Raw genomic sequence first — 25435 nt, 5'->3', positions numbered from 1 at the left:
CTACCCACGCTCGTGGAAGTAATCATAGATGGTCTTGGCCATCTGCGCGCTAATGCCGCCTACGCTTTCGAGATCGGCGATGCCGGCGCGGCTCACGGCTTTGGCCGAGCCAAAATGCTTGAGCAGCGCGCGTTTGCGCGCCGGGCCGATGCCGGGCACCTCGTCAAGCGGCGAGGCGGTGATGCTCTTCCTGCGCCGCGCCCGGTGCGCGCCGATGGCGAACCGGTGCGCCTCGTCACGGAGCGTCTGTATGCAATAAAGCACCGGGTCGCGGGGTTCCAAGAGCAAAGGCGGTTTTCCCTTAAGATAGATGCGCTCGCGGCCGGCATTGCGGTCCGGGCCCTTGGCGACCGCCGCAATCCTGATTTCCGGGAGGCCAAGATCGTCCAGCACCGCATGCGCCGCCGAGAGTTGTCCGGGGCCGCCGTCGATCAGTACCAAGTCCGGCGACACCCAGCCATTGCCGAGGTCCTTGTCGCGATCCTTGACTAGGCGGCTGAAGCGCCGCGTCAGCATCTCGCGCATCATGGCGTAGTCGTCACCCGGCGCGAGATCCTCGCCCTTCATGTTAAACTTCCGATACTGCGCTTTGATGAAGCCCTCGGGGCCGGCCACGATCATGGCGCCGACGGGATTGGTGCCGGAGATGTGGCTGTTGTCGTAGACCTCGATGCGCTCGGGCGCTTCATCGAGATCGAGGACCTCGGCCAGCCGGGCGAAGATCGCCGCCTGCGACGCGGATTCGGCGAGGCGTCGCGCAAGGGCTTCACGCGCGTTGATGAGCGCATGATCGACAAGCTCGCGCTTCTCGCCGCGCTGCGGCGTCATTACGCCGATCTTGTGGCCGGCCTTCAAGGACAGCGCCTCGGCAAGCAGGCGGCGTCCGGCAATCTCGTGGGACAGCAAGATCAGCTTCGGCGGGGGCTTGTCGTCATAAAACTGGGCGATGAACGACTCCAGCACCTCGTCTGCCGGCAGCGCCTTGTCGGCACGCGGGAAGTAGGCACGGTTGCCCCAGTTGTTGCCGCTGCGGAAGAAGAACACCTGGATGCAGGTCTGCCCCGCGTCCTGGTGGGCGGCGAACACGTCGGCTTCCTTCAAGGTCTGCGGGTTGATGCCCTGGCGTGATTGGATGTGGGATAGAGCGGTCAAGCGGTCGCGGAAGCTCGCCGCCCGCTCGTAATCCTGCTTCTGGCTCGCCTCGTCCATGAGCGCGTGCAGGCGGCGCTTCACCTCGTCGCTCTCGCCGCGCAGGAAGCGCAGCGCCTCGCCGACCAGGGCGCCGTAGTCCCCGACCGAGATCTCGCCGGTGCACGGCGCGCTGCACCGCTTGATCTGGTAGAGCAGGCATGGCCGCAGCCGCGTCTCGTAATAGGCGTCGGAGCACGACCTGAGCAGAAAGGCGCGCTGCAAGGTGTTGATGGTGCGGCCGACCGCACCGGCCGAGGCGAATGGGCCGAAATACTCGCCCTCCCGGTTCCTTGCGCCGCGATGCTTGAGGATTTGCGGCACGGGATGGTCACGCGCGATCAGGATGAAGGGGAAGGATTTGTCGTCCCTGAGCACCACGTTGAAGCGGGGCTTCAGCCGCTTGATCAGATTCGCCTCGAGGAGCAGCGCCTCGATCTCGGTCGCCGTGGTGACAAACTCCATGCCCGCGGTGTCGGCGATCATGCGGGCGATGCGGTTGTTGTGGCCGGCCCCGCGCGCGTAGCTCTGCACGCGCTTCTTGAGATGGCGTGCCTTGCCGACGTAGAGCACCTCGCCGCCCCCATCGAGCATGCGGTAGACGCCGGGGCCAGCCGGCGCCGTCTTGGCATATTTGGCGATCACTACCGCGCCGGTCTCCCCGCCGCGCAGGGCTTTGCGAGCGCGCGAAAGGAGCGAGGCGGGGGCGCTGTCGGGGTTCTCTATCGGCATGGGATCACGGGGTTTTGGCGCGGATGCCGAAAGCATGCGCCACCTTGAGCGAAGGTAAGGTCTAAGCCTCACCGCGTTCAAGGGGCCCGAGGGCGCCTCCGCCCTCCCAGGCGAGGTGCTGGCCCGCGTCCAGGGCGATCATCTGGCCGGTGACTGACGGCGTTTCGAGCAAGAAGCGGACGGCGGCGGTGACGTCGTCGGTCGAGACTACGCGCTTCAGCAGGGTGGTGCGGTATTCCTTGGCGAAGTCCACCTCGTTTTGGCCGCGGGCGGGCAGCACGGGCCCTGGGGCTATGGCATTGACCCTGACCTGGGGGGCGAGGGCTTGCGCCAAGGTCTGGGTGGCGGTCCACAGGGCCGATTTGGCGATGGTGTAGGAGAAAAAGTCGGGGTTGAGGCGCCAGACTTTTTGATCGACCAGGTTGATGACATTGCCGGGGACGTGCTCCGGCAGCCTCTTGGCGAAGGCTTGGGCCAGAAAGACGGGCGCCCGCAAATTGACGTCGAGATGCAACTGCCAGGACGCCGCATCGAGCGATTCCACCGTGTCCCGCTCGAAACAGGCCGCATTGTTGATCAGGCAGGCGGGGGCCCCTAGGCGGTCTCCGCAGGCGACCACCAAGGGGTCGAGCTCTTCCAGCCGGGCGAGGTCGGCCTGAAACGCGGCGGCTTGGCCGCCTATCGCCTCGATTTCCGCGACGAGCCCCAAGGCCTCCGCGGCGGAGGCATGGTAGTGGACCCCGACCCGCCAGCCTCCTCGGGCCAGGTCGAGGGCGATGGCCCGACCGAGCCGCCGCCCCGCGCCGGTCACGAGCGCGGTCGCGTCAGTGTCGTTCTCAGACATGCTCGCCTTGCGGGAAGAGGATATCGAATCGAATTGTCAAGCTTTGAGCGCCGCCGAATCTCACTCTAGGGGACCGCACATTCCCGAACAAGGCGCAGCGGGCAGCCCCGCGTACGCCGTGAGAGGCGGACGGCCCCAACCCTATGAATCGTTGAGAAGATTGGTTCTCGCCTGCCATTTGGGCATTTGCCCTTCTCGTGAGCAGGCTGAATGAGCATTTGTGCGGCTCATTCAGGTCCGTGAGCCCAATGTGGCATCAAAGTGTTTGGACCATTGCAGAATAGTCACACCGCGCCAGATGTTTTCAAAAACCCTTGCTTTTTCGTTGCTTCAAGGGGGGCCGGGTCTATTCTCGACGTGACGGGGACGTTGCACCGCGGGCACGCATGCGGGGTTGCATCCTGAAAATAACGAATTTCATACTCGCAGGGACAGGCGAAAAAAACAGGAGACTGGACAATGGCTCGGCGCAGCAGGGAAGTGGGGATCATCAAGTCATGCATTCTGGGCGCGGCATTTGCCGGCGCGTTGGCTATGCCGGCGCAGGCAAATGAGCTGACGCTATCGGCAACCACCGCGATCACCACGGACTACATCTTCCGCGGCATTTCCAACTCGGCTGAGAATCCGGCGGTGCAGCCTGAGTTCGATGCCTATTACGGCATCTTCTATGCCGGCATTTGGGGATCCAATACTTCTGATGCTATTGGGGATGGCATCGAGATCGACTACTACGCCGGCATCGCCCCGGCGTGGCAGAACATCACCTTCGATATCGCCGGCCTCTACTACACCTACCCAGGCGGCAACGATATCGACTATTTCGAGTTGAAGACGGGCGCTACCTGGGCCCCCAACGACGCCTGGAGCTTCCGGGTCACCAATTACTGGTCGCCGGATTATGCCCAAACCGGCTTGCAGTCGGATGCGATCGAGGGCGCGGCGGCTTACACGTTCTCCGGCACAATCTTCAACTTCTTCACGCCCACCATCAGCGCCTTGGTTGGATGGCAGTGGTACGAAGACCCCATCCCCGATTACACGTATTGGAATGCCGGCTTGACCCTCGGCTTCATGGAGCATTGGTCGGTCGACGTGCGCTACTGGGATACGGACTATAATCAACCAGATTGCCTTAGTCTCATTGGTGACCGGAGTGCCTGCGACGCGCGGGTCGTGGGCACCGTCAAGGCGACCTTCTAGAGCTTAACCTCCCCAAAAAGCACTTCCCACCTAAAAGGGGGCCGCTTCGGCGCCCTTTCTTTATTTTCGGCGCGGTGGCATATGCAGCGCCATGGCCGAGCATCTTGCGCGCAAGAGCGAAGCGAGTACCGATCCGCGAGCGATCGCACGTGCGCATGCGATCTATACGCCGCTCATGCTGTCGTTCTACGACGTGCTGGTTCACGGGCTTTCCAATCGGTATGCCTGGAAGTGCCCGACCCCACGTTTGCTTTCGCTTTATGAGGCCAATCTCACCGCCAATCATCTGGAGGCCGGCGTGGGCACCGGCCTGTTCCTGGATCGCGCGGGCGCCGAGTTCGACCGACTCGTGTTGCTCGATATCAATCGCAATTGTCTGGCCCGCGCGGCGCGGCGGCTTGCGCGGTTCGCGCCGACGACGTGCGAGGCCAATCTGCTTGCGCCCCTCGCCGAGCACATGGCGCCGTTCGATTCCGTCGGACTCACTTATGTGCTGCACTGCCTGCCAGGGCGCATGAGCGAGAAACTCAAGGCGATCGATCATCTGCGGCCGGTGATGGCGGACGGGGCGGTGCTGTTCGGCGCCACGATTCTCGGCCGCGGGGTCACCCCGAACGCGGCGGCGCGGACCTTGCTCGACCTCTACAACGCGAAGGGTGTATTCAATAACCGCGAGGACGACGCCGAGGCGCTTGCGCAGGGCCTCAACCAGCGCTTCGCCACGGTCGAAATCGAGCGCCAAGGCTGCGTGGCCCTGTTCCGCGCCGCGTAAGATCGGCGGAGCTCCAGGCCAATTGCGTGCTGCCTTGCGATGGCCATTAACCCGCCGCTTACCCTACCCAGTTTTGCCCCGGTTCATTGTTAACGCTTGGTAAGGGTGGGGCACTACCCTGGGGCCGTGAGCGCTTGGTCCAGCACACTTCGTGCTGCGCGGCGTACGGGACCGGCCTCCAATCGTGAGGGAGTTCGTCGTTTGCGTACGCGATTGCACCAGGCTGTGGTTGTTACCGCCGTGTTAACGGCCGGCGCCACGGCCTCTATCCCAGCGAGTAGTGCCGACCTGTATGCGTCCCCGCCTCCTTACGAGGTGACGCCGGTTCCGCCGCAAGATGTGTTCGAAGGCTGGTGGCTCGGCGGCACCATCGGCGGGGCCTCGGTGAGCTACGACTTCACGCCGGCGTCGGGCTCGATTTCCACAGATGGTATCGTCGGCGGCGTGGTCGGCGGCTATAGCTGGCAGCACGGTCCATTCGTGCTCGGCGTCGAAGGCGACTTCCTGGCGAGCGACGTCAGCGGCAGCCGGCGTTTCAATGCCGGCCTCAACGAGGCAAGCCCGAGCATTGATACGATGGCCGACATTCGCTTGCGGGCTGGCTACACCATCACGCCGCGCGTGCTGCTGTTTGGAACGTTCGGGGGCGCCTGGGCCGACGCCGATCTGCCGATCAGCGGGCCGGGCGGCGGCATCCGCGAGACCACGTTCTTCGGCTGGAGCGCAGGCGCCGGTGCCGAAGTGGCGCTCAGCCCGAATTGGGGCGCGCGCTTCGACTATCAGTTTACCGATTTCGACAGCGAGACGGTGACCTATCCGGGCGGCAAGACGACCTACGATCCCGACGCCAACACGTTCCGCGGCTCGCTGACCTACCGCTTCTGAGCTCCACCTCGGACTGTCGGCGCCTGCCCGCAGGAAAGCACGGGCCCAATCTGGGCCTGTGACGCGGCGGCGCTGGAGCCCCCTTCCACTTCACCTAGACCTTCTCATCCAACAAGATAGTATGGCGGTACCAAGCCTTGTTGTGACAACGCGTTTGTCCCGGGGCCTGCGGGTGGAGACAGGGCAGGATGGGGGACAGGGTTTGCAGCCCGGTGATAGAGGATCCGGATGGGGCCGGATGCCTCAGAGATTTCCGCAACCGCAACTTACCCCGCGCATCTGAGATCTACTGGCCGCTCGGTCACGCTATCCGCTTCTCGCGCGCATCACCGCGACTGGCCACGCGGCGCATTTCTTGCATCTTAACCGCGGTTGCCTGCGGATATCCGGCATGACTGTACAAGCAAGCGGCACGATAACGGATGGAGCGCGATGCCTAAGGCGGTAAAGCTCTTCGTCCGGTATGTCGATGTCGTGAACCGGGTCGTCGGCCGCTGGGTCATGTGGTTGGTTCTCGTGATGATGGGCGTGTTGCTCTACGCCTCGATTGCGCGGGGCTTCTTCGGCACTTCCTACATTTGGATCATCGAAACATCGCAGATGCTGCTGGCCGCCTACTATCTTCTTGGCGGCGGCTATTCGCTGCAACTCGGCGCGCATGTGAGAATGGACCTGCTCTACAGCCGTTGGTCGCCGCTGACGCAGGCCCGCGTCGACACCGTGACTTCGCTGCTGGTGATCTTCTATCTCGTCATGCTGCTCGTCGGCGGCATTTCCAGCACGGTCTACGCCATCGAGTACAACCAGAAGAACTACTCGTCATGGGCGCCGGTGCTCTGGCCCATCAAGGTCGTGATGTGTATCGGCATCGTGTTGATGCTGCTCCAGATGATTGCCGTGTTCTTCAAGGACCTGGCTGCGGCGCGCGGACAGCCCCTCGCTGAGGATCTTCCCCAAGGAGAAGCTCTCGAAGGAGAGGGGCTGGAATGAGTCACGAGGTCATCGCCCTTCTCATGTTCGCGTCGATGATGCTGCTGTTGTTGACCGGGCAGCGGTTCTTCGGCGTGATCGGTTTTGTCGCCGCGTCCTTCGCGCTGATGCTGTGGGGCACCGGCGGCGAGGAGATGCCGTTCAACGCCTCCTTCGTGCTGTTCAATTGGTATCCGATGTTGACGCTGCCCTTGTTCATCTACATGGGCTACATGCTGTCCGAATCGGGCATCGCCGACGACCTGTACAAGATGTTTCATGTCTGGTTCGGCCCGGTGCCCGGAGGGCTTGCCATCGGCACCATCCTCTTGATGGTGGTGATCGCGGCGATGAACGGCTTGAGCGTCGCCGGCATGGCGATCGGCGCCAGCATCGCGCTGCCGGAGCTGCTGCGGCGCGGCTACGACAAAGTGATGGTCACCGGCGTGATTCAGGCAGGCAGCTCGCTCGGCATCCTGATCCCGCCGAGCGTCGTGCTGGTACTGTACGGCCTGATCGCCCGCCAACCTATGGGCCAACTTTGGTTGGCGGGGGTCTTCCCGGGCCTGCTGTTGGCGAGCCTGTTCATCGCTTACGTCGCCATCAGGTGCTATCTCCAGCCGAACCTCGGCCCGGTGCTGCCGGCCGACGAGCGCAAGGTGAGCTGGCGCGAAAGGATCAGGCTGCTCGGCGCCGGCATCATTCCCTTCCTTATCTTCTTCTCGATGACCGGCCTCTTCCTCATGGGCAAGACGAGCCTGGTGGAAAGTTCAGCCGTGGGAGCGGCGGGCGCGACGCTCGCCGCTATTTTCCGACGCAAGCTGACGTGGAAGGTCTTGGAGGACACCGTTCGCAAGACACTTGGCATCAGCTGCATGTTCCTGTGGATCATCCTCGCGGCGCTCTGCTTCGGCGCCGTGTTCGACGGCCTCGGCGCCGTGCACGGGCTGAGATACCTGTTCCTGGAGAAATGGGGGCTCGATCCTTGGACCGTCCTCATCATGATGCAGATCTCCTATCTGCTCATGGGGACGTTCCTCGACGACACGGCGATGCTGGTGATCGTCGCGCCGCTTTACGTGCCGATCGTGATTGCGCTCGGCTTCGACCCCGTCTGGTACGGCGTGCTCTACACCATCACCTGCCAGATCGCATATATGACGCCGCCCTTCGGCTATAACCTGTTCCTCATGCGCGCCATGGCGCCGCCGGAGATCACGCTGAGCGATATCTACAAGTCGATCGTGCCTTTCGTACTTGTAATGATCATTGGCTTGGCAATCGTGATGATTTTCCCGCAGATTGCTCTGTGGCTGCCCAATCAATACTACGGAAGGTAGAGCCCCTTGAGATGCGGTCAACGAGTTTGGTTTGTGTCTGGAAGGAGTGATGGCGATGAAAGTACCTAAGAAGATAAGTAAGCGAGATTTTATCAAGACAGCCGGCTTAACCACTGCCGCCGCTGCTTCGGCGACTGTGGCAGCGCCGTACGTGGTCAGGGCGCAGGGCGCCCCGATCAAGTGGCGCATGCAGACCTACGCCGGGACGGCGCTCGGCGAGCATGTGATCAAGCCGTCGATCGAAGCCTTCAACAAGGCGGCGAACGGCGAGATGGTCATCGAGCTGTACTATGCCGACCAGCTGGTGCCGCAAGGCGAGCTGTTCCGCGCCGTGCAGACCGGCACGATCGATGCAGCGCAGAGCGATGACGACTCGATGGCTTCCCCCGTCGACGTCAAGATCTTTGCCGCCTACTTCCCGTTTGCCTCGCGCTACTCACTGGACGTGCCGACGCTATGGCATTGGTACGGACTGAAAGAGATCTGGGAAGAAGCATATTCCGAGGTCAAAGGTGTGACGTGGCTCAGCACCGGCGCCTGGGATCCATGCAACTTCGCCACCACCAAGCCGATCAAGTCGGTCGCTGACCTCAAGGGCTTGCGTGTTTACATGTTCCCGACGGGCGGCCAGTTCATGTCGCAGTTCGGCGTCGTGCCGGTCACGCTACCCTACGAAGACGTCGAGGTCGCCATTCAGACGGGCGAACTCGACGGCGTGTGCTGGAGTGGCATCACCGAGGACTACACGGTGGGTTGGGCCGATGTCACCAAGTACTACCTGACCAACAACATCTCGGGCGCTTGGGCAGGGTCCTATTTCGTGAACAGCGACAAGTGGAACGCTCTGCCGCCCCATCTCCAGGAGCTGTTCAAACTGTCGATCGACAACTCGCACTACTACCGCCTGCACTGGTACTGGTGGGGCGAGGCGCACTATCGTACGCAGGGCGGCAAGCTACAGTTGACTACGATCCCCGACGGGGAGTGGCAGCAGGTCGTGGATGCCGCGGTCAAGTTCTGGGACGAGGCCGCGCAGATCAGCCCGCGCTGCGCCAAGGTCGTAGAGATCCTCAGGAAATACAACGAGATCATGGAGAAGGCCGGCCCGCCCTACCGGTGCGCCTAGGCTGCAAAGTAACCCGCGCGGCTTCGCGCCGCGCGGGTCGTCTTTCAAGACTGTCGGCAGGGATGCCCGGGCTAAGGCGCGGGCACGCTGATCGTATTGGCGCGGCAGAGCCGAGCCTGGTCCTCATTGACGCCGCAAGGCCGCGGCCGAAGCGCGCGGTCGAAGCACACCCTGATGTCGAGCAGGTTGTCGCGGCGGCAGGTCACGGCGATCATGTCGGCTTGCAGCCAAGGATTGACGGCGATGAACTCGCGCTCGATCTCATCGGGCGACAAATGGCGCTGGGCTTCGGGATCGTCGAATTGGGGCGGCACGACGATCCGTTCGTAAAGCGCGCGGGCAGCGTCGTAATATTGCTCCAGCGAGAGTCCCGAGCAGGTACCGTGCGTGCTGTATTCGTGGATGATCAGCCCCATGCTCGGCATGATGTCGCGCATGCGGTCGATGACCTCGCGGGGGATCCAGGGCCGTTTGCCCGTGTAGCAATCCTCAGGCCAGCCATTGTCGTGCTGCGGCCAAAGCCCGTGCAGCACGAAGTCATGTCCAGCCTCGCATTGCCTGTCGCGACGGTTGAAGCCGTCGAGGATGCAGTAAGTGGGCGACCAGCCGAGCACGAGCACGTAATAGTCGAACACGCCCGGACGATCGCGCCCGAACGCCACGGTGCTCGCCGCGACCGTTAGCGCAGCGATGACAAGGAAAACAGATACGATGCGTTCAAGTCCCGGCATCGGCGTCGCCGAGCTCCGCGAGGATGCGCGCCCAGCTGCGCGCGCCTTTCTCGAAGCTCGTCAGATTGTATTTCTCGTTGGGCGAGTGGATGCGGTCGTCGTCCAGCGCGAAGCCCACGAGCAGCGAATCCATGCCGAGGCGCGAGCGGAACGATTCGACGATGGGAATGGAGGCGCCGCAGCCGATGATCACCGGCGGCTTGCCCCACTCCGCCTCAAGCGCGCGCGCCGCGGCACGGAAGGCGGGCGCCTCGGTGTCGAAGCCGACCGCGGGCGATCCGCCTTCGCCTGAATAGGACACGGCGGCATCGGCGGGGAGGCGGTCGCCGATGAAGCGATGGAGTCCGTCGAGGATCTTGGCCGGTTCCTGGTCGGGCACGAGGCGGAACGACAGCTTGGCGGAGGCCTTCGTGGGGATCACCGTCTTGGTGCCCGGACCGGCATAGCCGCCGACGATGCCGTTAATCTCGACCGTCGGGCGCGACCAGAGCCGCTCCAGCACGCTCAAGCCGGCCTCGCCGGCCGGTTCGCTCAAACCCACCTCGCCGAGAAAGCTCGCGGTGTCGAAGCCAAGCGCGTGCCAGGCCGCGCGCTGTTTGGCCGAGGGCTTGCGGACGTCGTCGTAGAACCCCGGGATGGTGACACGGCCTTGCGCATCGCGCAGCGCCGAGATCAGCTCGGCGAGGACGCGGATGGGGTTGCGTGCAGGCCCGCCATAGACCCCCGAATGCAGATCCCGCGACGGGCCTGTGATAGTGACCTCGGAGAAGGCGAGGCCGCGCAGGAACGCGGTGATGGCGGGGGTAGTTTCGTCCCATTGGCCGGTGTCGCAGACCAGCGCGATGTCGGCTCGAAGCTCTTCGCCGTGCGCGTCGAGAAACGGCGCGAGGCTCGGACTGCCGGATTCCTCCTCGCCCTCGAGCAGCACGGAGATATCGACGGGGAGGGCGCCATGGGCATCGCGCCAGGCGCGGCACGCCTCGAAGAAGGTCATCACCTGGCCTTTGTCGTCGGAGGCGCCGCGCGCGACGATGACCTTGCCGTGACGTGGATCGTCGGCGAGATACGGTTCAAATGGCGGCGCGGTCCACGCGTCCAAGGGGTCGGGCGGCTGCACATCGTAATGTCCATAAAAGAGGACATGCCGGCGCGAAGCGGCTCCGTCCCCGGCGCGCCAATGGGCGACTACCATGGGCTTGCCTGTCGTGGGCACGACCCGCGCCGTGAAGCCGATGTCGCGCAAGGCCCTGGCGCACCATTCGGCGGCTTCGAGACAAGGTTCATGATAGGCGGGGTCGGTCGAAATGCTCGGGATGGCGAGGAACTGAAACAGCCGCTCGAGTGCGTACGGCCGCGCCGCGGCGAGGCGATCGAGCACGGTCGCGAGCATGGGGTCTGACGCGCGTGATGGCACTACCGTCATAGCCTAGCGCTTCTCGTCCAGCCGTTCACTGCCGCGATCAAAAACCCGCTGACGATAGCAGCGTCGAAGGCGCCGCTATCGTAGCGGGTGGTACAGTTTGATTGTGGGGATGGTTTATTCGCCGAGTTGCACGTTGATGGCCTGGGGACCTTTGCCCCGGCGGTCCGGTTCGGTCTCGAACGAGACCCGCGCTCCTTCGTCGAGCGCCGGAAGGCCCGAGCGCTGCAACGCGGAGATGTGAAGAAACACGTCCTTGCCGCCATCGTCCGGCGTGATAAAGCCGAACCCCCGCGAGTGGTTGAAGAATTTGACCGTTCCGGTCTGACGCATGGGAAGCTCCTTTCCCCCTCCAAATGGTCCGCGCAACGCGCACGGAAAATCAGGCAAGTCTAGGAAACGGGGAAAGAAACCACGCAGCTTCCCAAGGAGCGTACGCGGCCAGTCTCCACCCTGGTTCGCAGTCTGCCCGCAAAGCGCCTCACTCTAGGGGCGTGGGGCTGCCGTGCGCAAGACCCCATCGACCCGCCCTAGGGGCCTGCGGCGGAAGCGGATTTGCGGCCTAATTGGGATAAGGCGACTGGCTCGGCGGGCCATTGAGGTCATAGCCGCCCGGCGGGTAATTGAACGCGGGGTAATCCAAAGACGGCTTTGGCATCTCCGGCTCTCCCCAAACGTCGCTCAGGGTCCATGACGTGCCGCCGATGAGGGGACCGCGAGGAGGCGGCTTAAATATTCCTTGGCGTTCGTTGCGCGGCTGCTGTTGGGCTTCCGCGCTAGCCACGGCGAGAGACGCCACGGAAGCTGCCAGGACGAGTGCAGCGAGCAGATAGGAAAGCTTGATCATGTCGCGTCCCGACTCCTGAAGGGGCTTCTGTAACGTCTTACGAATCTTGAGCTTTGCTGGTTACGAATGTATGACCGCGCCCACTCGAGGAGGGGGTTGCCCAAACGTCAACCGTTCGGCTCCGGAAGACTATGGCCTCTTTGGGGCTGGCTGCCTAGGGCAACAATGCAACGGTCGAGATTGTTCTTCAGGGTTCAACGCAGCCGGAGGGTTGGGCCGCGTGCGGGCAGAAGAGAGGTCAGAAAAATGTGAACGCCGGGCAAAGGCCCGGCGTTCATAGGATTTCTTTCCGAGCAGCTGACAGAGTGCCAGAAACCCGGTTATTTTCAAAAACTTGCACGAAGGGCGAGCTAGAGCGGCGCCCAACCCGGCGTTAGTTGCCGGCGCCTTGGCTCTTCGCCTTGGACCGGCCAAGGGCCTCGAGCGCGCCGCCCGACTTCGTCACTCGCACCTTCGCGGTGCCGGAACCGATCATGCCGATCTGCGCGGCGGCTGCCTTCGACAAGTCGATAATGCGCCCGCCAATGAACGGGCCCCGGTCATTGATTCGCACGACCACGGAGCGGCCGTTGCTCAGGTTCTCCACGAGGACCTTGGTGCCGAACGGCAGCGACCGGTGTGCCGCCGTCAGCGCGCTTGGGTTCATGCGCTCTCCGCTCGCCGTCTTGGACGTCAGGGCATACCACGAGGCATGTCCGACCTGGTCCGCGCTGGCGGCAGTGAGAGGCAGCATCATAGCGGTGCCGAGAAGCCCCACCGTAATCATCTTGGCTCGCATTTTGACCATGCGTTGTTGCTCCTTACTTCCAACTTGTCTGGGAGGTTCTTGTGAGAGACCGACGAAGAGTCGAGCCGGCCGCACGCGTTGGTGCAGTGCAATAAACACCGGAACAAATGGGCAAAAGATCGGCTGGGCCTGGGTCATTGAGCGGCCGTTTATGGGCGCTTTTTGCCTTTTTTCTTAATATTTACAGAATGTTACAAGGAAAGAAGGGGATTCGCTTCGAACCGCGTTGCGTTGTCGCACCGCAACAATCGAGGGCTGCACCTGGCGTTGCCGGCAGGACCTTGCGGCGGACCGATCTCAACCGCCGCAGGTTTGCGATATAGCTTGTCGGCGCCGCCCGTTACCTGGGCGACACCATCTCTTGCCTAAACCTTTGCCAGATCGCGCCAAATCCTTGCCCTTTTCAATTCTTACTGTAAGACTCGATCCAATAATAAGGACTGCAAGGAAACACCAAGTGCGGACTCAGGACTAACTACGATGCATCAGAAGAAGAGGACTCTGGAGGTCCAAGAAAGCCAACACCTTTCCACGTCCGAGAATCCGGGGGCGGAGCCAATGACGGGGGCGCAGGCTTCTTACCTCAGGACGCTCGCAGACGAAGCGAAAGAGCCGGGTTGGTACCGGCAGGGCTTGAGCAAGCGTGAAGCGTCTCGGCGCATCGATGCGCTGATGGAAAAGCTAAGGCTTGGCGAGCTGCCGCCGCATACGGATTGACCGCCGCGCGTGGCGTTGCGCCGAGTCGCTAGCTCCGCACGTTCTGGCGACCACGCACGCACCATCTGCTCGGCGGTTAACGATCGGTCTGATCGCCATTCTGGCATTCGGACTTGGTTTGGAGGGGAACGCAGCAATGCCTCTCGCGCTGACATCTCCCGCGTTCGAACCTGGCGGCAAGATTCCGTCGAAATATACTTGCGAAGACGAAGACATCTCGCCGCCGCTCGCGATTGCCGGCGTGCCGGACGGCGCCAAGAGCTTGGCGCTCATCGTCGACGATCCCGACGCGCCGGATCCGAAGGCGCCGAAGCGCGTCTGGGCACATTGGATCGTCCATAATTTGCCAGCAGATCTCAAGTCGTTGCCCGAGGACGCTGAAGCCCGAGGCCTGCCAGGGGGAGCCGTGGTCGGAGTCACCGACAAGAACGAGGCCGCCTATCACGGGCCGTGCCCGCCGATCGGCCGTCACCGGTATTTCTACAAGCTCTACGCGCTCGACACGATGCTTCCGGCGGAGGCCATGACCAAGGCCGAACTCGAAGCCGCGATGAAAGGTCATATCCTAGCGAGCGCTGAGCTTATTGGGACTTATCACAAGGGCGATCCATAGGCCGGGAACATTACAACCTCTTAGCTTGACTGAGGCCTCCCGACTGGGTTCATTGACGCGCATGACTAGACACCCCATGACCCTTATCCCCCTCATGACAGCGCGCGCCGGCCTCTGTGCGGTGGTGCTGCTCGGTTCGGCTTCGAGCGCCCTTGCGCAGCAATGTCCCGGCGCCGCCGGATTCGGTAAGTGGCTGCAGAGCTTCAAGCAGCAGGCGGTCGCCCAAGGAATCTCGCCGCGGACCGTCTCCGTCGCGCTCGACGGCGTTACCTACGATCCCAACACCATTGCCAAGGACCGGGCCCAGGGCGTGTTCGCGCAGGACTTTCTCACGTTCTCCGGCCGCATGGTGTCGAACAACCGCATGCAGGTCGGCGCGGCTCTGCTCAAGAAGTACGGATCGACCTTTGCCAAGATCGAGCAGCAATTCGGCGTTCCGGGACCTGTGCTCGTCGCCTATTGGGGGTTAGAGACCGACTTCGGCAAGGTGATGGGCAACATGCAGAGCATCCGCTCGCTCGCCACCTTGAGCTATGACTGCCGTCGCCCCGCCGAGTTCCAGGCCCAGTTGATGGACGCGTTGCGCGTCATCGATCGCGGCGACTTGAGCCCGGCCGAGATGCGAGGCCCTGCGCACGGCGAGGTCGGCCAATTCCAGTTCCAGCCGAGCACCTATTACAACTACGCCGTGGATTTCGACGGCGACGGGCGCCGCGACCTCGTGAAGAGCGCGCCGGACTCGCTTGCGTCGGCAGCCAACTACATCCGCTCCAAGGGATGGCAGCCCGGTCAACCGTGGCTCGAGGAAGTCATCGTGCCGCCCAACCTGCCGTGGGAACAGGCCGACGTGACGATCCAGCGGCCGCGGCTGTTCTGGTCGCGCTACGGGGTCACCTATCGTAATGGCAAGCCGGTCCCGGCCGACAACGTGCCGGCAGCGCTCGTTCTGCCCATGGGACGCGATGGACCTGCGTTCCTTGCCTATCCCAACTTCATCAACGTTTATCTCGATTGGAACAACTCGCTCGTCTATTCGACGACGGCGGGGTACTACGCCACGCGGCTTGCCGGTGCGCCGCCCCTCAAGCGCGGCAACCCGGAGCCCTTCACCGCGGCGGAGACGAAGCAGCTGCAGCAGCTTCTCGCGCGCCAGGGCTTCGACGTCGGCAAGATCGACGGGGTTATCGGTGCCGGCACACGAGAGGCGATCCGCTCCATGCAGATCAAGTATGGGCTGCCGGCGGATTCGTATCCCAGCCACGAGCTGCTGAGACAGCTTCAGCGCGGCCGCTAGAAGCTTGCCCCTCCACTTGCCAGGGAGCGCGCGCAGGCCTAACGCGCCGGCGCGGCTTGCGGCTGCACGCGGGACCAGATGAGATGGTCGAGCGAGATGGCGCCAGGGCCGCGCGCCAGGATTAGGAACAGCGCGGCGAACCACAGAATATGGTCCGGCCAACCCTCCGGATAGACGAAGACCTGGATCACCAGGGTCATGAGAATCAAGCCGAGCGCCGATAGGCGCGAGGCGAAGCCGACGATGAGGCAGACCGAGAGAATGTGCTCCGCGTAAGTGGTGAGATAGGCGGCGAGGTCCGGCGGCAAGATCGGGACCTTGTACTCTTCGCGGAACAGGAAGAACGTGTTGTCCTTGATCTGCAAGCCGTCGATCTTGGTCTGGCCAGAGCGCCAGAACACCGAGGCGGCGGCGAAGCGCGCGACAAGCGCCACGAGGCTATAGGGGATGCGTTCGGCGAGGCGCCTTCCGGCGTCCAGCCAATCGATGAGCGTGGACATTTTGTTTCCTCCCCAAGGCCTCGCGAAGAGGCCGATTTTCCGCGGATTTCCGTGAGGCCAACTAAGCCCATCCGGTCCGGCGCGGAACTGCCGATGCCTGATAAAGACCATAGCCGGATGCTATTGGACGGGCGGTTCAAATGCCGGTCATATTTGCTCACAAGGTCTTGAGCGGAGGAGATGGCACGGATAGCTGCAAAGCCGACTTGCGTCACTGCTCCTTGGAACGAAATACCTGCACCCGGATTTGACCCACCGGGTCAAGGAGAGTGATTGAATGGGACAGCTGGCCTTCGCCACGGTCGAAGAGGCCTTCGCCTACTGCCGCGACATGGATGCATCGTTGAGCGAGCGGCTCGAGATGTTTGCCGATGCGGCGCGCCAGCTCACCCCGGCCCTGCAAGTGGCGGTCGATCGCATGGTGGATCGGCTCAAGGCGCACGAGGCCGGCGCCGCGGCGCCAGGGCCCGGCGATTCCATGCCGCCGTTCGCGTTACCGGACGAGACGGGCCGGGTGATAGCCCTCAATTCGCTTCTCGCCACCGGCCCCGTCGCCATCACCTTCCATCGCGGACATTGGTGCCCTTATTGCCGCATCAACACGCGCGTACTGTCGGATGTGCAACAGGCCATCGCAGCGGAGGGGGCATCGATCGTCGCCATCGTGCCGGAGCGGCAGCAATTTGCCGCCGCGTTGAAGGCGGACGCGGCGCTGCGCTATCCCGTCCTTTCGGATGTGGACAACGGCTACGCGCTCTCGATCGGCCTTGCCATTTGGGTCGGTGCCGAGGTGCAGGAGCTGATGGCCAAGTCGGGCCGGGACCTTCCGGCCTACCAAGGCAACGACGCCTGGATCTTGCCGATCCCGGCGACCTTCGTGATCGGCCAGGATGGCCGCGTCGCGGCGCGGTTCATCGATCCCGATTATCGGAGGCGGATGGCGGTGGAGGACCTGCTGGCGGGCCTCCGCGAGGCGCGGGATAGGGGCCTGCCCAACTGAATGGCTCAATTGCTTGATATCACGGGTTTCCAGGCTACCCAGGGGAGGCGCCGGGTGGTATTGAGACGGGTAGGGGTGGGGTGACAACGGGGTCTCGCAGGGACGTCCTTGCTATGCCCTGGGAGTTTGGGGATGACGGCACGGCCGCTTTCCGAACAGCTTGAAGAAGCCTTCGTCCAGGCGCGCGACATGGATGCGTCCCTGGCCGACAGGTTGCAGTCGTTCGCCGACTCCGTGCGCAAGCTTGGGCCGGTATTCCAGACCTCCGTTGACGGGCTCGTGGCCCGCCTCAGGGAGCACGAGGTTGGCGAGAACGCGCCGAAGCCGGGCGAGCCGATGCCGAATTTCGTCCTGCCCAATCAGAATGCCAGCCTGATCAGTCTCGAAGGCCTCCTCGAGAAGGGACCTGTAGCGGTTACCTTCCATCGTGGCCATTGGTGCCCTTATTGCCGGATCAACACCAAGGTGCTGGCCGAGGCCCAAGACCAGATTGCTGCGGCCGGCGGCCAAATCGTCGCGATCATGCCGGACCGCCAGCATTACGCGGTAGAGCTTGAGGAACAGTCCGGCTCGAGCTTCCCTATTCTGACTGACTTCGACAACGGATACGCGCTGTCCTTGAACCTCGCGTTCTGGGTCGGCGAGGAGATGCGGGAACTGATGACTCGGGCCGGGTGGGACGTCGCGCCGTCTCAGGGAAGCGACGCCTGGCTGCTCCCCGTGCCGGCCACCTTCGTGGTCGGCACCGACGGGCGCGTGAACGCGCGGTTCGTGGATCCGGACTACCGCAAGCGCATGGCGGTGGAGGACCTGCTCGCGGCGCTCGATTCCGCGGGCTAGGCCGCCGCGTAACTCGACCAGTCATAGGCACGCAGCATCTTCATCAAGGTAGAGGCGACGGCGGTGCGCTGCCGTCCGGCAACGCCATAAAGATAGATCGTCCGATCGAGTTCGACCCCGGTCACCGGGATGCGCGCCAGACTTTCCGGGTTCTTCGTGCTGCGCGGGACGAAGGCCACGCCGAATCCGGCCTCGAGCAGGGCCACCAGGTCGTCCTCGCCGCTCACCTCATGGAAGCGAGAGACGTCGAACTCCCGATTGCGCAACAGGTCGATCAGGCTCTGCGTGGTCTCGCAGTAGGTGCGAATCATCAAACGCTCCTGCCGCAGCCCGTCGAGATCAACGACGGGGGCCTGCGCCAAGTTGTGGCTCTTGCTGACGGCGAGTTGGAAGTCCTCGGTAAACAGGGGCCAGCAGTCGAGGCGTTCCCATTCCTCGCCGATGGGGCCGGCGATGCCGAGTTCGACCTCGCCGCTTTTCAGATATTCGAGGACCTCGCCGGCGGAACCCCGCAGCAGCTTCAGGTCGAGGCTGCTGAACAATTTGCCGAGCTCGACGACATGGGGCGTCACCAGACCGGGATCGATGGTGCGCGACACGGCGAGCCTGAGGGCGCCAACCTCGCCCTTCTTGATGGCCTCGGCGAGCGAGCGGGCGCTGAGCGCGCTCTCGTAGCATTGTCTGAGGAGCGGCAGCATGCGCTGGCCAAGCTCGGTGAGCTGGGCCTGGGGGCGCTCGCGCCGGAACAGGTCGCCGCCAAGCTCGCCCTCGAGCTGGCGAATGGCGCGGGTCAGGGACGGCTGGGCGACATTGCACTCCTCCGCCGCGCGCGTGAAGTTCAGCGCTCGCGATACGGCGAGGAAGTAGCGGACCTGATGCATTTCCATGCAGTTCGCTCCGCCGCCTAAGTCGTTTCTGGAACAGGGGCCGGCAAATCGGCGGCGCGGCCGCCAAAACGCTCGCCGCTACCCCGCCTCGCCACGCAAATCTTCATCACCCGAAAAGCTCGGTTCCTGCCATGCCCGAAAGGCTGTTCTACGCTCCATGGGCGCTTCCAGTCGAGAGATTTGAAGTTCCTGGCACATATTTGAGCGGACGTGAGGGGGTGCCGGGAGTAGAATCGGGGACGTTCTTGGCACTCTCGGTCATAGCGCCTCCCTATCGACTCCTTAGCCAAAGGGCATTTTCCGTTTAGGGCCCGGCGCGGCATCATCCTATTAAGGCAGAGCGTGCCAGGGGCGCGCCATTGCAGCCGCTGAAAGGAAGCCAGGCCATGAACCTCGCCATAACCGAGCGCGCCAGCACGACAACCCAACCCCTCAAGGGCAAAGTCTCCCTTGTCACGGGCTCCACTAGTGGCATCGGCCTCGGCATCGCCAGGGCCCTGGCCGCCGCCGGCTCGGCGGTCGTCCTCAACGGCTTCGGCAAGCACGAGGAAATCAAAGCGGCGCAAGGCGGCATCGTCGCCGATTTCGGTGTCCCCGTCAGCTATTCGGCCGCCGACATGTCCAAGCCCGAATCGATCGCCGAGATGTTCGAGACGATGCTCGGCGAGCACGGCGCCGTCGACGTTCTGGTCAACAATGCCGGCATCCAGCACGTGGCGCCGCTGCCGGAGTTCCCGGTCGCCAAGTGGGACGCCATTATCGCCATCAATCTCAGCTCTGCCTTCCATACCACGCGGCTCGCGCTTCCCGGCATGATCGACAAGGGCTGGGGACGCATCATCAACATCGCCTCGGCGCACGGCCTCGTCGGCTCGGCCTTTAAGTCCGCCTATGTGGCGGCCAAGCACGGCATGCTGGGCCTGACCAAGGTGACGGCACTCGAGGTGGCGGAGACAGGCATCACCTGCAACGCCATCTGCCCTGGCTATGTCTATACGCCGCTGGTCGAGGCCCAGATCGAAGGTCAGGCGAAGTCTCATGGTATCCCGCGCGAGCAGGTGATCCGCGACGTGCTGCTGGCGCAGCAGCCGAATAAGCGGTTTGCCACCACCGACGAGCTCGGCGGCATCGCCGTGTTCCTGACTTCGGACGCGGCGGCATCGATCACGGGCACCACCATCGCCGTTGACGGCGGCTGGACCGCCCATTGAGGCGCACGACTTTGCGCCGGGAGGAGCGATCATGATCGCCAAACGTCTGTCACCGCTCGATGCGGTCAACGCGATCCGCAACGACAATAGCGGCCAAGTCGTGGTCGTGCTGCAAGGCGGCGGCGCGCTCGGCGCCTACCAAGGCGGCGTCTATCAGGCACTGCACGAGGCGGGCATCGAACCGGACTGGATCGTGGGCACGTCGATCGGCGCGATCAACGCGAGCATCATCGCCGGCAACGAGCCGGAACATCGCCTGCCGAGGCTCAAGGAGTTTTGGCAGCGGGTGGAGGCCGCCAATTTCTGGGGCGCGTTTCCCGCGTGGGGCGGCGCCGCCGACGCTCTGTCGTCCTGGATGACGCTAACCAGCGGCATTTCCGGGTTCTTCGAGCCGCACACCCGTGCGTTTCTCGGCGCGCATGTGGCGCTCGGGCCCGACAACGCCGGCTATTACTCGACCGCGCCATTGCGCCGGACCCTCGAAGATCTGGTCGATTTCAACTACCTGAACAAGAGCCGCGTGCGGCTCACGGTGGGCGCAGCGCATGTGTGCACGAGCGTGATGCACTATTTCGACTCGCGGGACATGCCGCTCAGCGTGAGCCACATCATGGCTTCCGGCGCGCTGCCGCCGGCCTTTCCGGCCGTGCGCATCGACGGCGAGCTCTACTGGGACGGCGGCATCCTGTCCAACACGCCGGCCGAGCGCATCTTCGAGGACAATCCGCGCCGAAACGGCATCATCTTCGCCGTGCATCTTTGGAACCCGACGGGGCCGGAACCCAACACCATCTGGGAAACGCTGCACCGTCACAAGGACATCCAATATTCGAGCCGCATTTCGAACCACATCGTGCGGCAGCGCGAGGCACACCGCCTGCGTCATGTGATCACCGAGCTTCTCAAATATGTACCGCAAGAGGTGAAGAAGGACCCGATGGTGCGGGAGCTTGCCGGCTATTCGTGCCGCACGCGCATGCACGTGGTGCGGTTGCTGGCGCCGCGCCTCGACAACGAAAGTCACATCAAGGACATCGATTTCTCGCTGGCGGGCATCCGCAAGCGGTGGGAGTCCGGTTACGAAGACACTAACCGCGCGCTTGCGCGGCAAGCTTGGCTTGGCGAGTTCGACGTGCTCGAAGGCGTGATCCTGCATGAGCCCGAGCCCGGCGCCGAACCGGCGACGGAGTTCGAACCGGGCGAAGCGCCGGAGACGAAGGACCGGGACGAACCTAAGCTCGCGGCCGAATAGAAAGGGCACGTGACGTGGATACCTGCACCAGCGTGTCGGCGATCCAGCTTCTGGCAACGGCCTTTGGGTTTTTGCTGGCGGTGCTGTGGCTCGACATGTTCTGGGTGCGGTCGTCGCTGGCGCATCACGACATCGACGGTGCGCTGCGCAAGCGCGGCTGGCTGAACGCGTTCGTTGCCTTCGGTGGGCTCGGCGCGGTGGTGCTGCTGTGGGTGTGGGTCAGCACATGCACCAACGGCGCGTTCTAACGCACGTCGAGCGGCTCGATGTCGCGGCGGCCTAGGCCAGGGCCGCGGCGACAGCCAGCACGGCGACGAAGACCGTCAAGGTCGGGATCCACCAACTCGACGCGGGAAGTCTGAACCGTTCTTGCTCTAAACTGCTCGGGCGTAAGGGCATCAGCGCTACTTCTTGCGCACCAGCGGCGCGCCTTCCCGTTAGGCCCGGTTCATTGCGTCAAATTTGGCTCGAACCGGGGATATTCGTCCTGAGAACGCTCCCGGCGCGCCATGGTTCCGTCTAAGGCGCTTATCCGCCTTAAGAAAAGTACGGCAAGAAAAAGCCCGGCGCTCGGTCCGGGCTCTTCTTAGCAAACCCCTTCGACTCCCAAGCCGGCACGGCGCCCTGGCTCGTTTCAGGCGCTCGATGCCAAGGACCGGAACCGCGTGGTCTTATTTATACGGTACAGGGGCCGGCGGCAGCTCGGTGACGTAAGCTTGCTGGTGATGATGGAAGCAACCGCTCAGGGCGAAGGTCGCGGCGATGACCGCAAGAGCAATGATGGTGCGCATGACTGATTCCCTCTACTTAGTACTCCACTCGGTACTGCGCCCATCTCACCCTGATCCGATTAGAAAAGGGTTAATGCGCGGGCCATTTTAGAACGGCGTGGGTAGAAAAACGTCAGGCTGCTTGCCGCTGCACCGGCGTCTTGAGGAAGATCGCGAGCAGGGCGGCGACGATCAGCGATACGCCGATGCCGGCGACGCAGGCTGCCCAGCCGTACATATCGAAAATCACGCCGAGGACGGCGCTGCCGATCAGGCCGCCGAAGAAATAGCTCGCGAGATAAAGGCCGCTGGCGGAGCCACGATCCGAGGTCGCGGCGCGGCCGACAAAGCCGGTGGCGCAGGCTTGGGCGAAGAACGTGCCGACGCCGACGAGCACCATACCGATCAGCACCGCCGACAAGTTGGGTAGGACGAGGAGTGGTAGGCCCAGTCCGGCCACGGCTAGCGACGCCCAGAAGGTCGGCCGCGTGCCGAAGCGCTGCACGGCGCGTCCGGCGAGCGGCGTCGTCAGGATCGACGGGAGGAACACGAAATAGATGAACCCCAGCGTCATCATGCCGACACTTAGCGGCGGCTCGACGAGCACGAAGTTCACATAGGTGAAGGTGCCGATGAAGGCGAACAAGATGCAGAAGCCAATGGCGAAGCTGGCCCGCAAAGCCGGATTCTTGAGATGGTCAAGCCATGCGGCGAAGGGCGAGCGCCGCGCTTCACGCATCTCCTTCATGTGGGGTGTCTTCTCCACGGTGAAGAACACCAGCACGGCGCCAAGAAGGTTGAGGATGGCGAAGAAATAGAAGTTCGAAACGAGACCGAAATGATCGGTGACGCCGGCGGCGAGTAAGCGGCCGACGAGATTGCTGGCGACATTGCCGGTGATATAGGCAGCAAAGGCGGTCGCCGAATCCGCGGCGCTATAGTGCTCGCCGAGATAGGCGAGGGTCAGCGTGAAGGCCGCCGCCATGCACAGACCCTGCACCACGCGCAACACGGTAAAGGTCAACAAATCCGGCGCGTGCGCCAGCAGCGTCGTGGGAATGGCGAGCAGCGCCAGGCTGAGCAGGATGCCCATGCGCCGATCGATGGCGTTGCTGAAATAGGCGACCGCCAAGCCGGCGACAGCCATCCCCAGCGTGCTGGCGTTGACGGCAGTGCCCATGGCGGCGGGCGTGACGCCGTAATGGTGCATGAGCTCCGGAAGGATCGCTTGCGTCGCAAACAGATCGACCAGGGTGACAAAGGCGGTTATCGCGATGACGATGAAGCGCCAGACCGCCGCGGCGGAGCCTTTCGCCCCGTCATGCCGGACCTCGGCGGCGTGCGGCATCTTGTTCATTGGGCGGCTCCTCGGCAAAAGGAGGGGATGTGGCGCCTCGCGGGAGGGCGCCACATCCAGGGGAGGAAGTCTTAATTCTTCGGCAGGTCGGCGGCAATCAGGACCACCGTCTCGTCGCCGGTGTTCTTCCACCAATGCGAGATGTCCTTGGTTTCGGCGCTGACGTCGCCGGGTTTGTGCACGATCGGGACGGCGCAATCGCTTGAGTACTCTTCGATGGTGCCGCTGGCGATGTAGATGATCGCGGGGCGCTCGGCGTGGCTGTGCCAGGGCACGATGCCGCCAGGCTCGATCTCAAGGCGGCGCATGCGCAGGACGCGGCCGGCGACGCCGTGCTCCTTGGCCACGTCGAGCGTGCCGATGACCGTATCGGTCTTGCCCACCGCCTCCACATTGACGGGCTCGCGGGCGTTCGGCTTCTGCTGATCGGCGGGGCATTCGCCGGCCGAGGCGCCGGTAGCGATGAGGCTCGTGACCAGCACCGCGCCGGAAAGCACGCCGGCGACGAATAGGCTGCGGCCGAGGCCGCCATTCTCTTTCGATAGGAACATGTCCGTTGACTCCCTTTTGGCTAGTGGGGGGCGCCGGCCGAAGGTACGGCCGTGTCGATAATAGCCAGGATCGGCCGAAAGCGTGGTGAACGGAAATGCCGGTTGGCTTCCAAGTCCATAGCCGAGCGCTATTCGGTGCAGACGATGCACCTGATCGATAGCCATAAGGTATTGGGCAGACAGGGGTATCCGTCCCTATTTTCCCGGTGTTCCGAACGGACATCTTGGCCACCCGGCTCGGAGCTTCCTGAACCCCCGGCCAGACAATTTGAAGGAGACTTGAAATGAAGCAGCTCGTGATCGCCGTGACCCTGGTCCTCGCCTTCGCCGCTCCGGCCGCGGCCGAGACCTTCCCGAACCTCTACTCGACGATGGGCCGCTAATCCCGGACCCCTCTCGTTCCCTAAAAGGAGACTCAAAATGAAGCAGCTCGTGATCGCAGTGACCCTGGTTCTCGCCTTCGCCGCTCCTGCTGCGGCCGAGACCTTCCCGAACCTCTACTCGACGATGGGCCGCTAATCCCGGACCCGTTTCGCAAAGGAGACTTGAGATGAAGCAGTTCCTGATCGCGCTCACGCTGATCGCCGCCTTCGCGGCGCCGGCTGCGGCTCAGAACTTCGTGAACCCCTATTCCTCGATCTGCGATTCTTGCAGGTAGAGCCATGAGACGTGGTCCCATTTCGACCACCCTCATCCCCCCAAACTTCCGGGCGCCCCTCTGACGAAGAGCGGCGCCCGAATTTTTTTGCGGCTGCTGCGTCTACCCAATCGCTCCCAACCAGCACCGTCCAGCCCCGTTGCCGTCGCAGCCGGCGGTCTCGCGCCAGAAGATGAGCTTGGGCTGAAGCGGCGCGCCTTCGAGGCGCCAGCGGCCTTCGCTGCGGCAGACACCTCGGCCGCTTTGCTAGGCTGATGCCCGCTCGGCCACGGCGCTGACGAAGGCCTGGATGTCGCCGACGTCGTAATACTCGTTCAGCCTGACCGGCCAGCCGGACTCGACGGTCCAGAAATGGGCCTTGATCGTTGCGAACGGCAAACCCGTCGCCCGATGGCGGCAGTGCACCGAGACTTCGGCGGCTGCGTGATTTCTATCCACCATCAGGTTTGGCGTTTCGAGCTGCTCGCAATCGAACTCAGAAAAGACTTGCTGCCAGCGCGCAAGGACCGCCTGCTTGCCGGCGTAACTGCCGCCCGCATGATGGAGATCAGTCGGGAAGTTGATGGTGTGGCAGAAGTCGTCCGGCAGGTAGCTCGCCAGCCGGTCCAAATCCTGATCACGCCAGGCGTCGTAGATGTCGCCCAGGATCGTTCGTGTCTCGTGCATGTCGTCGGTGCCCTTGTTGTTGGAGGTCCGCTCTTCGGGGCGGATATTTAGCGTCGAGGGGGCTGCAACTACCGGGAGGGGCGGTACAATTTCTATGCGGCATGGCGCCCATGCGTCATTCGGTCCCAGCGGGCCATTTCTCCAAGTATCTCAAGGCGATCGGCTAAGGGTCCGGCTTGGCTTGCGATTTGGTGAATCGGGGGCCCTGACGGCACGCGCCGGAGGTGTGACCCCCGGGGCACGCCTCTCACGCCTTTTCGGGGGAAGGCCACCGC

26 protein-coding genes are annotated in these 25435 nt (G+C 63.4%); 14 read left to right on the top strand and 12 right to left on the bottom strand.

The window, feature by feature from the left end; genetic code table 11:
- Together uvrC and ACRECX_RS08910 are read right to left on the bottom strand one after the other, a co-directional pair.
- The gene (gene uvrC, locus ACRECX_RS08915) at positions 1-1920 is read right to left on the bottom strand and encodes an excinuclease ABC subunit UvrC (RefSeq protein ID WP_431558478.1); all 1920 of its coding nucleotides are present in this window, start codon (positions 1918-1920) and stop codon (positions 1-3) included.
- A gap of 61 nt (positions 1921-1981) precedes the next feature.
- A complete protein-coding gene (locus ACRECX_RS08910; protein ID WP_431558477.1) occupies positions 1982-2764 on the bottom strand; it encodes an SDR family oxidoreductase in 783 nt (260 codons plus the stop codon).
- Positions 2765-3223: 459 nt separating this feature from the next.
- Here ACRECX_RS08910 and ACRECX_RS08905 point away from each other — a divergent pair, with 459 nt between their 5' ends.
- The 6 genes from ACRECX_RS08905 to ACRECX_RS08880 all read left to right on the top strand — a co-directional run bounded on the left by ACRECX_RS08905 (position 3224) and on the right by ACRECX_RS08880 (position 9059).
- Complete coding sequence (locus ACRECX_RS08905) at positions 3224-3967, top strand: TorF family putative porin (protein ID WP_431558476.1); 744 nt, start codon at positions 3224-3226, stop codon at positions 3965-3967.
- Between the two features lie 91 nt (positions 3968-4058).
- On the top strand, positions 4059-4739 hold the full coding sequence (locus ACRECX_RS08900) for a methyltransferase (protein ID WP_431558475.1): 681 nt from the start codon (positions 4059-4061) through the stop codon (positions 4737-4739).
- Positions 4740-4940: 201 nt separating this feature from the next.
- A complete protein-coding gene (locus tag ACRECX_RS08895) occupies positions 4941-5624 on the top strand; it encodes an outer membrane protein (protein WP_431558474.1) in 684 nt (227 codons plus the stop codon).
- Positions 5625-6056: 432 nt separating this feature from the next.
- Positions 6057-6614, top strand: coding sequence for a TRAP transporter small permease subunit (locus tag ACRECX_RS08890; RefSeq protein WP_431558473.1), 558 nt, complete (start codon positions 6057-6059; stop codon positions 6612-6614).
- Complete coding sequence (locus ACRECX_RS08885) at positions 6611-7933, top strand: TRAP transporter large permease (protein WP_431558472.1); 1323 nt, start codon at positions 6611-6613, stop codon at positions 7931-7933. Before ACRECX_RS08890 ends, ACRECX_RS08885 begins: the two co-directional genes overlap by 4 nt.
- Before the next feature lie 55 nt (positions 7934-7988).
- Positions 7989-9059, top strand: a complete 1071-nt coding sequence (locus ACRECX_RS08880) for a TRAP transporter substrate-binding protein (RefSeq protein WP_431558471.1) — start codon at positions 7989-7991, stop codon at positions 9057-9059.
- A gap of 71 nt (positions 9060-9130) precedes the next feature.
- Here ACRECX_RS08880 and ACRECX_RS08875 read toward each other — a convergent pair whose 3' ends face one another.
- From ACRECX_RS08875 to ACRECX_RS08855, 5 genes are all read right to left on the bottom strand, one after another.
- Complete coding sequence (locus ACRECX_RS08875) at positions 9131-9790, bottom strand: ribonuclease T2 family protein (protein ID WP_431558470.1); 660 nt, start codon at positions 9788-9790, stop codon at positions 9131-9133.
- Positions 9777-11213 carry a M20/M25/M40 family metallo-hydrolase gene (locus tag ACRECX_RS08870; protein ID WP_431558469.1) on the bottom strand — a complete coding sequence of 479 codons (1437 nt, stop codon included), beginning with the start codon at positions 11211-11213 and terminating at the stop codon, positions 9777-9779. The genes ACRECX_RS08875 and ACRECX_RS08870 overlap by 14 nt, the downstream gene beginning before the upstream one ends.
- 114 nt (positions 11214-11327) lie before the next feature.
- The gene (locus tag ACRECX_RS08865; RefSeq protein ID WP_324970985.1) at positions 11328-11543 is read right to left on the bottom strand and encodes a cold-shock protein; all 216 of its coding nucleotides are present in this window, start codon (positions 11541-11543) and stop codon (positions 11328-11330) included.
- A 229-nt stretch (positions 11544-11772) separates the two neighbouring features.
- Positions 11773-12057, bottom strand: a complete 285-nt coding sequence (locus tag ACRECX_RS08860; protein ID WP_431558468.1) for a hypothetical protein — start codon at positions 12055-12057, stop codon at positions 11773-11775.
- A gap of 373 nt (positions 12058-12430) precedes the next feature.
- Positions 12431-12793, bottom strand: a complete 363-nt coding sequence (locus ACRECX_RS08855; RefSeq protein WP_431558524.1) for a septal ring lytic transglycosylase RlpA family protein — start codon at positions 12791-12793, stop codon at positions 12431-12433.
- A gap of 531 nt (positions 12794-13324) precedes the next feature.
- On the opposite strand from ACRECX_RS08855, the gene ACRECX_RS08850 reads away from it, so the two are divergent.
- The 3 genes from ACRECX_RS08850 to ACRECX_RS08840 all read left to right on the top strand — a co-directional run bounded on the left by ACRECX_RS08850 (position 13325) and on the right by ACRECX_RS08840 (position 15468).
- On the top strand, positions 13325-13561 hold the full coding sequence (locus ACRECX_RS08850) for a DUF3072 domain-containing protein (RefSeq protein ID WP_431558467.1): 237 nt from the start codon (positions 13325-13327) through the stop codon (positions 13559-13561).
- Positions 13562-13697: 136 nt separating this feature from the next.
- The gene (locus tag ACRECX_RS08845) at positions 13698-14174 is read left to right on the top strand and encodes a YbhB/YbcL family Raf kinase inhibitor-like protein (RefSeq protein WP_431558466.1); all 477 of its coding nucleotides are present in this window, start codon (positions 13698-13700) and stop codon (positions 14172-14174) included.
- 76 nt (positions 14175-14250) lie between these two features.
- The gene (locus ACRECX_RS08840; protein ID WP_431558465.1) at positions 14251-15468 is read left to right on the top strand and encodes a lytic murein transglycosylase; all 1218 of its coding nucleotides are present in this window, start codon (positions 14251-14253) and stop codon (positions 15466-15468) included.
- A 38-nt stretch (positions 15469-15506) separates the two neighbouring features.
- Here the strand turns inward: ACRECX_RS08840 and ACRECX_RS08835 are convergent, their stop codons facing one another.
- The gene (locus ACRECX_RS08835) at positions 15507-15968 is read right to left on the bottom strand and encodes a DoxX family protein (protein WP_431558464.1); all 462 of its coding nucleotides are present in this window, start codon (positions 15966-15968) and stop codon (positions 15507-15509) included.
- A gap of 277 nt (positions 15969-16245) precedes the next feature.
- Here ACRECX_RS08835 and ACRECX_RS08830 point away from each other — a divergent pair, with 277 nt between their 5' ends.
- Together ACRECX_RS08830 and ACRECX_RS08825 are read left to right on the top strand one after the other, a co-directional pair.
- On the top strand, positions 16246-16968 hold the full coding sequence (locus ACRECX_RS08830; RefSeq protein ID WP_431558463.1) for a peroxiredoxin-like family protein: 723 nt from the start codon (positions 16246-16248) through the stop codon (positions 16966-16968).
- 132 nt (positions 16969-17100) lie between these two features.
- Entirely contained in the window at positions 17101-17808 is a 708-nt protein-coding gene (locus ACRECX_RS08825; protein WP_431558462.1) for a peroxiredoxin-like family protein, read from the top strand.
- On the opposite strand, the gene ACRECX_RS08820 is transcribed toward ACRECX_RS08825, so the two are convergent.
- Complete coding sequence (locus ACRECX_RS08820; protein ID WP_431558461.1) at positions 17805-18695, bottom strand: LysR family transcriptional regulator; 891 nt, start codon at positions 18693-18695, stop codon at positions 17805-17807. The genes ACRECX_RS08825 and ACRECX_RS08820 overlap by 4 nt on opposite strands.
- A gap of 386 nt (positions 18696-19081) precedes the next feature.
- Here ACRECX_RS08820 and ACRECX_RS08815 point away from each other — a divergent pair, with 386 nt between their 5' ends.
- From ACRECX_RS08815 to ACRECX_RS08805, 3 genes are read left to right on the top strand one after another with little or no spacing between them, the layout of a single operon-like run.
- Positions 19082-19906: a 3-hydroxybutyrate dehydrogenase gene (locus ACRECX_RS08815; protein WP_431558460.1), complete on the top strand. Its 825-nt coding sequence runs from the start codon at positions 19082-19084 to the stop codon at positions 19904-19906.
- A gap of 31 nt (positions 19907-19937) precedes the next feature.
- Positions 19938-21158, top strand: coding sequence for a patatin-like phospholipase family protein (locus tag ACRECX_RS08810; RefSeq protein WP_431558459.1), 1221 nt, complete (start codon positions 19938-19940; stop codon positions 21156-21158).
- A 14-nt stretch (positions 21159-21172) separates the two neighbouring features.
- Entirely contained in the window at positions 21173-21406 is a 234-nt protein-coding gene (locus tag ACRECX_RS08805; protein WP_431558458.1) for a hypothetical protein, read from the top strand.
- A 655-nt stretch (positions 21407-22061) separates the two neighbouring features.
- Here ACRECX_RS08805 and ACRECX_RS08800 read toward each other — a convergent pair.
- The 3 genes from ACRECX_RS08800 to ACRECX_RS08790 all read right to left on the bottom strand — a co-directional run bounded on the left by ACRECX_RS08800 (position 22062) and on the right by ACRECX_RS08790 (position 25160).
- On the bottom strand, positions 22062-23276 hold the full coding sequence (locus ACRECX_RS08800; RefSeq protein WP_431558523.1) for an MFS transporter: 1215 nt from the start codon (positions 23274-23276) through the stop codon (positions 22062-22064).
- A gap of 80 nt (positions 23277-23356) precedes the next feature.
- Positions 23357-23836, bottom strand: coding sequence for a cupin domain-containing protein (locus tag ACRECX_RS08795; protein WP_431558457.1), 480 nt, complete (start codon positions 23834-23836; stop codon positions 23357-23359).
- A gap of 904 nt (positions 23837-24740) precedes the next feature.
- Positions 24741-25160: a nuclear transport factor 2 family protein gene (locus tag ACRECX_RS08790; protein ID WP_431558456.1), complete on the bottom strand. Its 420-nt coding sequence runs from the start codon at positions 25158-25160 to the stop codon at positions 24741-24743.
- Between the last annotated feature and the right edge of the window lie 275 nt (positions 25161-25435).

It is taken from the genome of Methyloceanibacter sp. (assembly GCF_050726195.1).
In the GTDB taxonomy this organism is placed as follows: Bacteria; Pseudomonadota; Alphaproteobacteria; order Rhizobiales; family Methyloligellaceae; genus Methyloceanibacter.
This window is presented reverse-complemented; position numbering and strand designations above follow the sequence as displayed.

What these genes read in the sequence shown, in the direction of transcription:
- uvrC (WP_431558478.1), bottom strand. Translation starts at nt 1,920, where the DNA reads ATGCCGATAGAGAACCCCGACAGCGCCCCCGCCTCGCTCCTTTCGCGC.
- ACRECX_RS08910 (WP_431558477.1), bottom strand. Translation starts at nt 2,764, where the DNA reads ATGTCTGAGAACGACACTGACGCGACCGCGCTCGTGACCGGCGCGGGG.
- ACRECX_RS08905 (WP_431558476.1), top strand. Translation starts at nt 3,224, where the DNA reads ATGGCTCGGCGCAGCAGGGAAGTGGGGATCATCAAGTCATGCATTCTG.
- ACRECX_RS08900 (WP_431558475.1), top strand. Translation starts at nt 4,059, where the DNA reads ATGGCCGAGCATCTTGCGCGCAAGAGCGAAGCGAGTACCGATCCGCGA.
- ACRECX_RS08890 (WP_431558473.1), top strand. Translation starts at nt 6,057, where the DNA reads ATGCCTAAGGCGGTAAAGCTCTTCGTCCGGTATGTCGATGTCGTGAAC.
- ACRECX_RS08885 (WP_431558472.1), top strand. Translation starts at nt 6,611, where the DNA reads ATGAGTCACGAGGTCATCGCCCTTCTCATGTTCGCGTCGATGATGCTG.
- ACRECX_RS08880 (WP_431558471.1), top strand. Translation starts at nt 7,989, where the DNA reads ATGAAAGTACCTAAGAAGATAAGTAAGCGAGATTTTATCAAGACAGCC.
- ACRECX_RS08875 (WP_431558470.1), bottom strand. Translation starts at nt 9,790, where the DNA reads ATGCCGGGACTTGAACGCATCGTATCTGTTTTCCTTGTCATCGCTGCG.
- ACRECX_RS08870 (WP_431558469.1), bottom strand. Translation starts at nt 11,213, where the DNA reads ATGACGGTAGTGCCATCACGCGCGTCAGACCCCATGCTCGCGACCGTG.
- ACRECX_RS08865 (WP_324970985.1), bottom strand. Translation starts at nt 11,543, where the DNA reads ATGCGTCAGACCGGAACGGTCAAATTCTTCAACCACTCGCGGGGGTTC.
- ACRECX_RS08860 (WP_431558468.1), bottom strand. Translation starts at nt 12,057, where the DNA reads ATGATCAAGCTTTCCTATCTGCTCGCTGCACTCGTCCTGGCAGCTTCC.
- ACRECX_RS08855 (WP_431558524.1), bottom strand. Translation starts at nt 12,793, where the DNA reads ATGATGCTGCCTCTCACTGCCGCCAGCGCGGACCAGGTCGGACATGCC.
- ACRECX_RS08850 (WP_431558467.1), top strand. Translation starts at nt 13,325, where the DNA reads ATGCATCAGAAGAAGAGGACTCTGGAGGTCCAAGAAAGCCAACACCTT.
- ACRECX_RS08845 (WP_431558466.1), top strand. Translation starts at nt 13,698, where the DNA reads ATGCCTCTCGCGCTGACATCTCCCGCGTTCGAACCTGGCGGCAAGATT.
- ACRECX_RS08840 (WP_431558465.1), top strand. Translation starts at nt 14,251, where the DNA reads ATGACCCTTATCCCCCTCATGACAGCGCGCGCCGGCCTCTGTGCGGTG.
- ACRECX_RS08835 (WP_431558464.1), bottom strand. Translation starts at nt 15,968, where the DNA reads ATGTCCACGCTCATCGATTGGCTGGACGCCGGAAGGCGCCTCGCCGAA.
- ACRECX_RS08830 (WP_431558463.1), top strand. Translation starts at nt 16,246, where the DNA reads ATGGGACAGCTGGCCTTCGCCACGGTCGAAGAGGCCTTCGCCTACTGC.
- ACRECX_RS08825 (WP_431558462.1), top strand. Translation starts at nt 17,101, where the DNA reads ATGACGGCACGGCCGCTTTCCGAACAGCTTGAAGAAGCCTTCGTCCAG.
- ACRECX_RS08820 (WP_431558461.1), bottom strand. Translation starts at nt 18,695, where the DNA reads ATGGAAATGCATCAGGTCCGCTACTTCCTCGCCGTATCGCGAGCGCTG.
- ACRECX_RS08815 (WP_431558460.1), top strand. Translation starts at nt 19,082, where the DNA reads ATGAACCTCGCCATAACCGAGCGCGCCAGCACGACAACCCAACCCCTC.
- ACRECX_RS08810 (WP_431558459.1), top strand. Translation starts at nt 19,938, where the DNA reads ATGATCGCCAAACGTCTGTCACCGCTCGATGCGGTCAACGCGATCCGC.
- ACRECX_RS08800 (WP_431558523.1), bottom strand. Translation starts at nt 23,276, where the DNA reads ATGCCGCACGCCGCCGAGGTCCGGCATGACGGGGCGAAAGGCTCCGCC.
- ACRECX_RS08795 (WP_431558457.1), bottom strand. Translation starts at nt 23,836, where the DNA reads ATGTTCCTATCGAAAGAGAATGGCGGCCTCGGCCGCAGCCTATTCGTC.
- ACRECX_RS08790 (WP_431558456.1), bottom strand. Translation starts at nt 25,160, where the DNA reads ATGCACGAGACACGAACGATCCTGGGCGACATCTACGACGCCTGGCGT.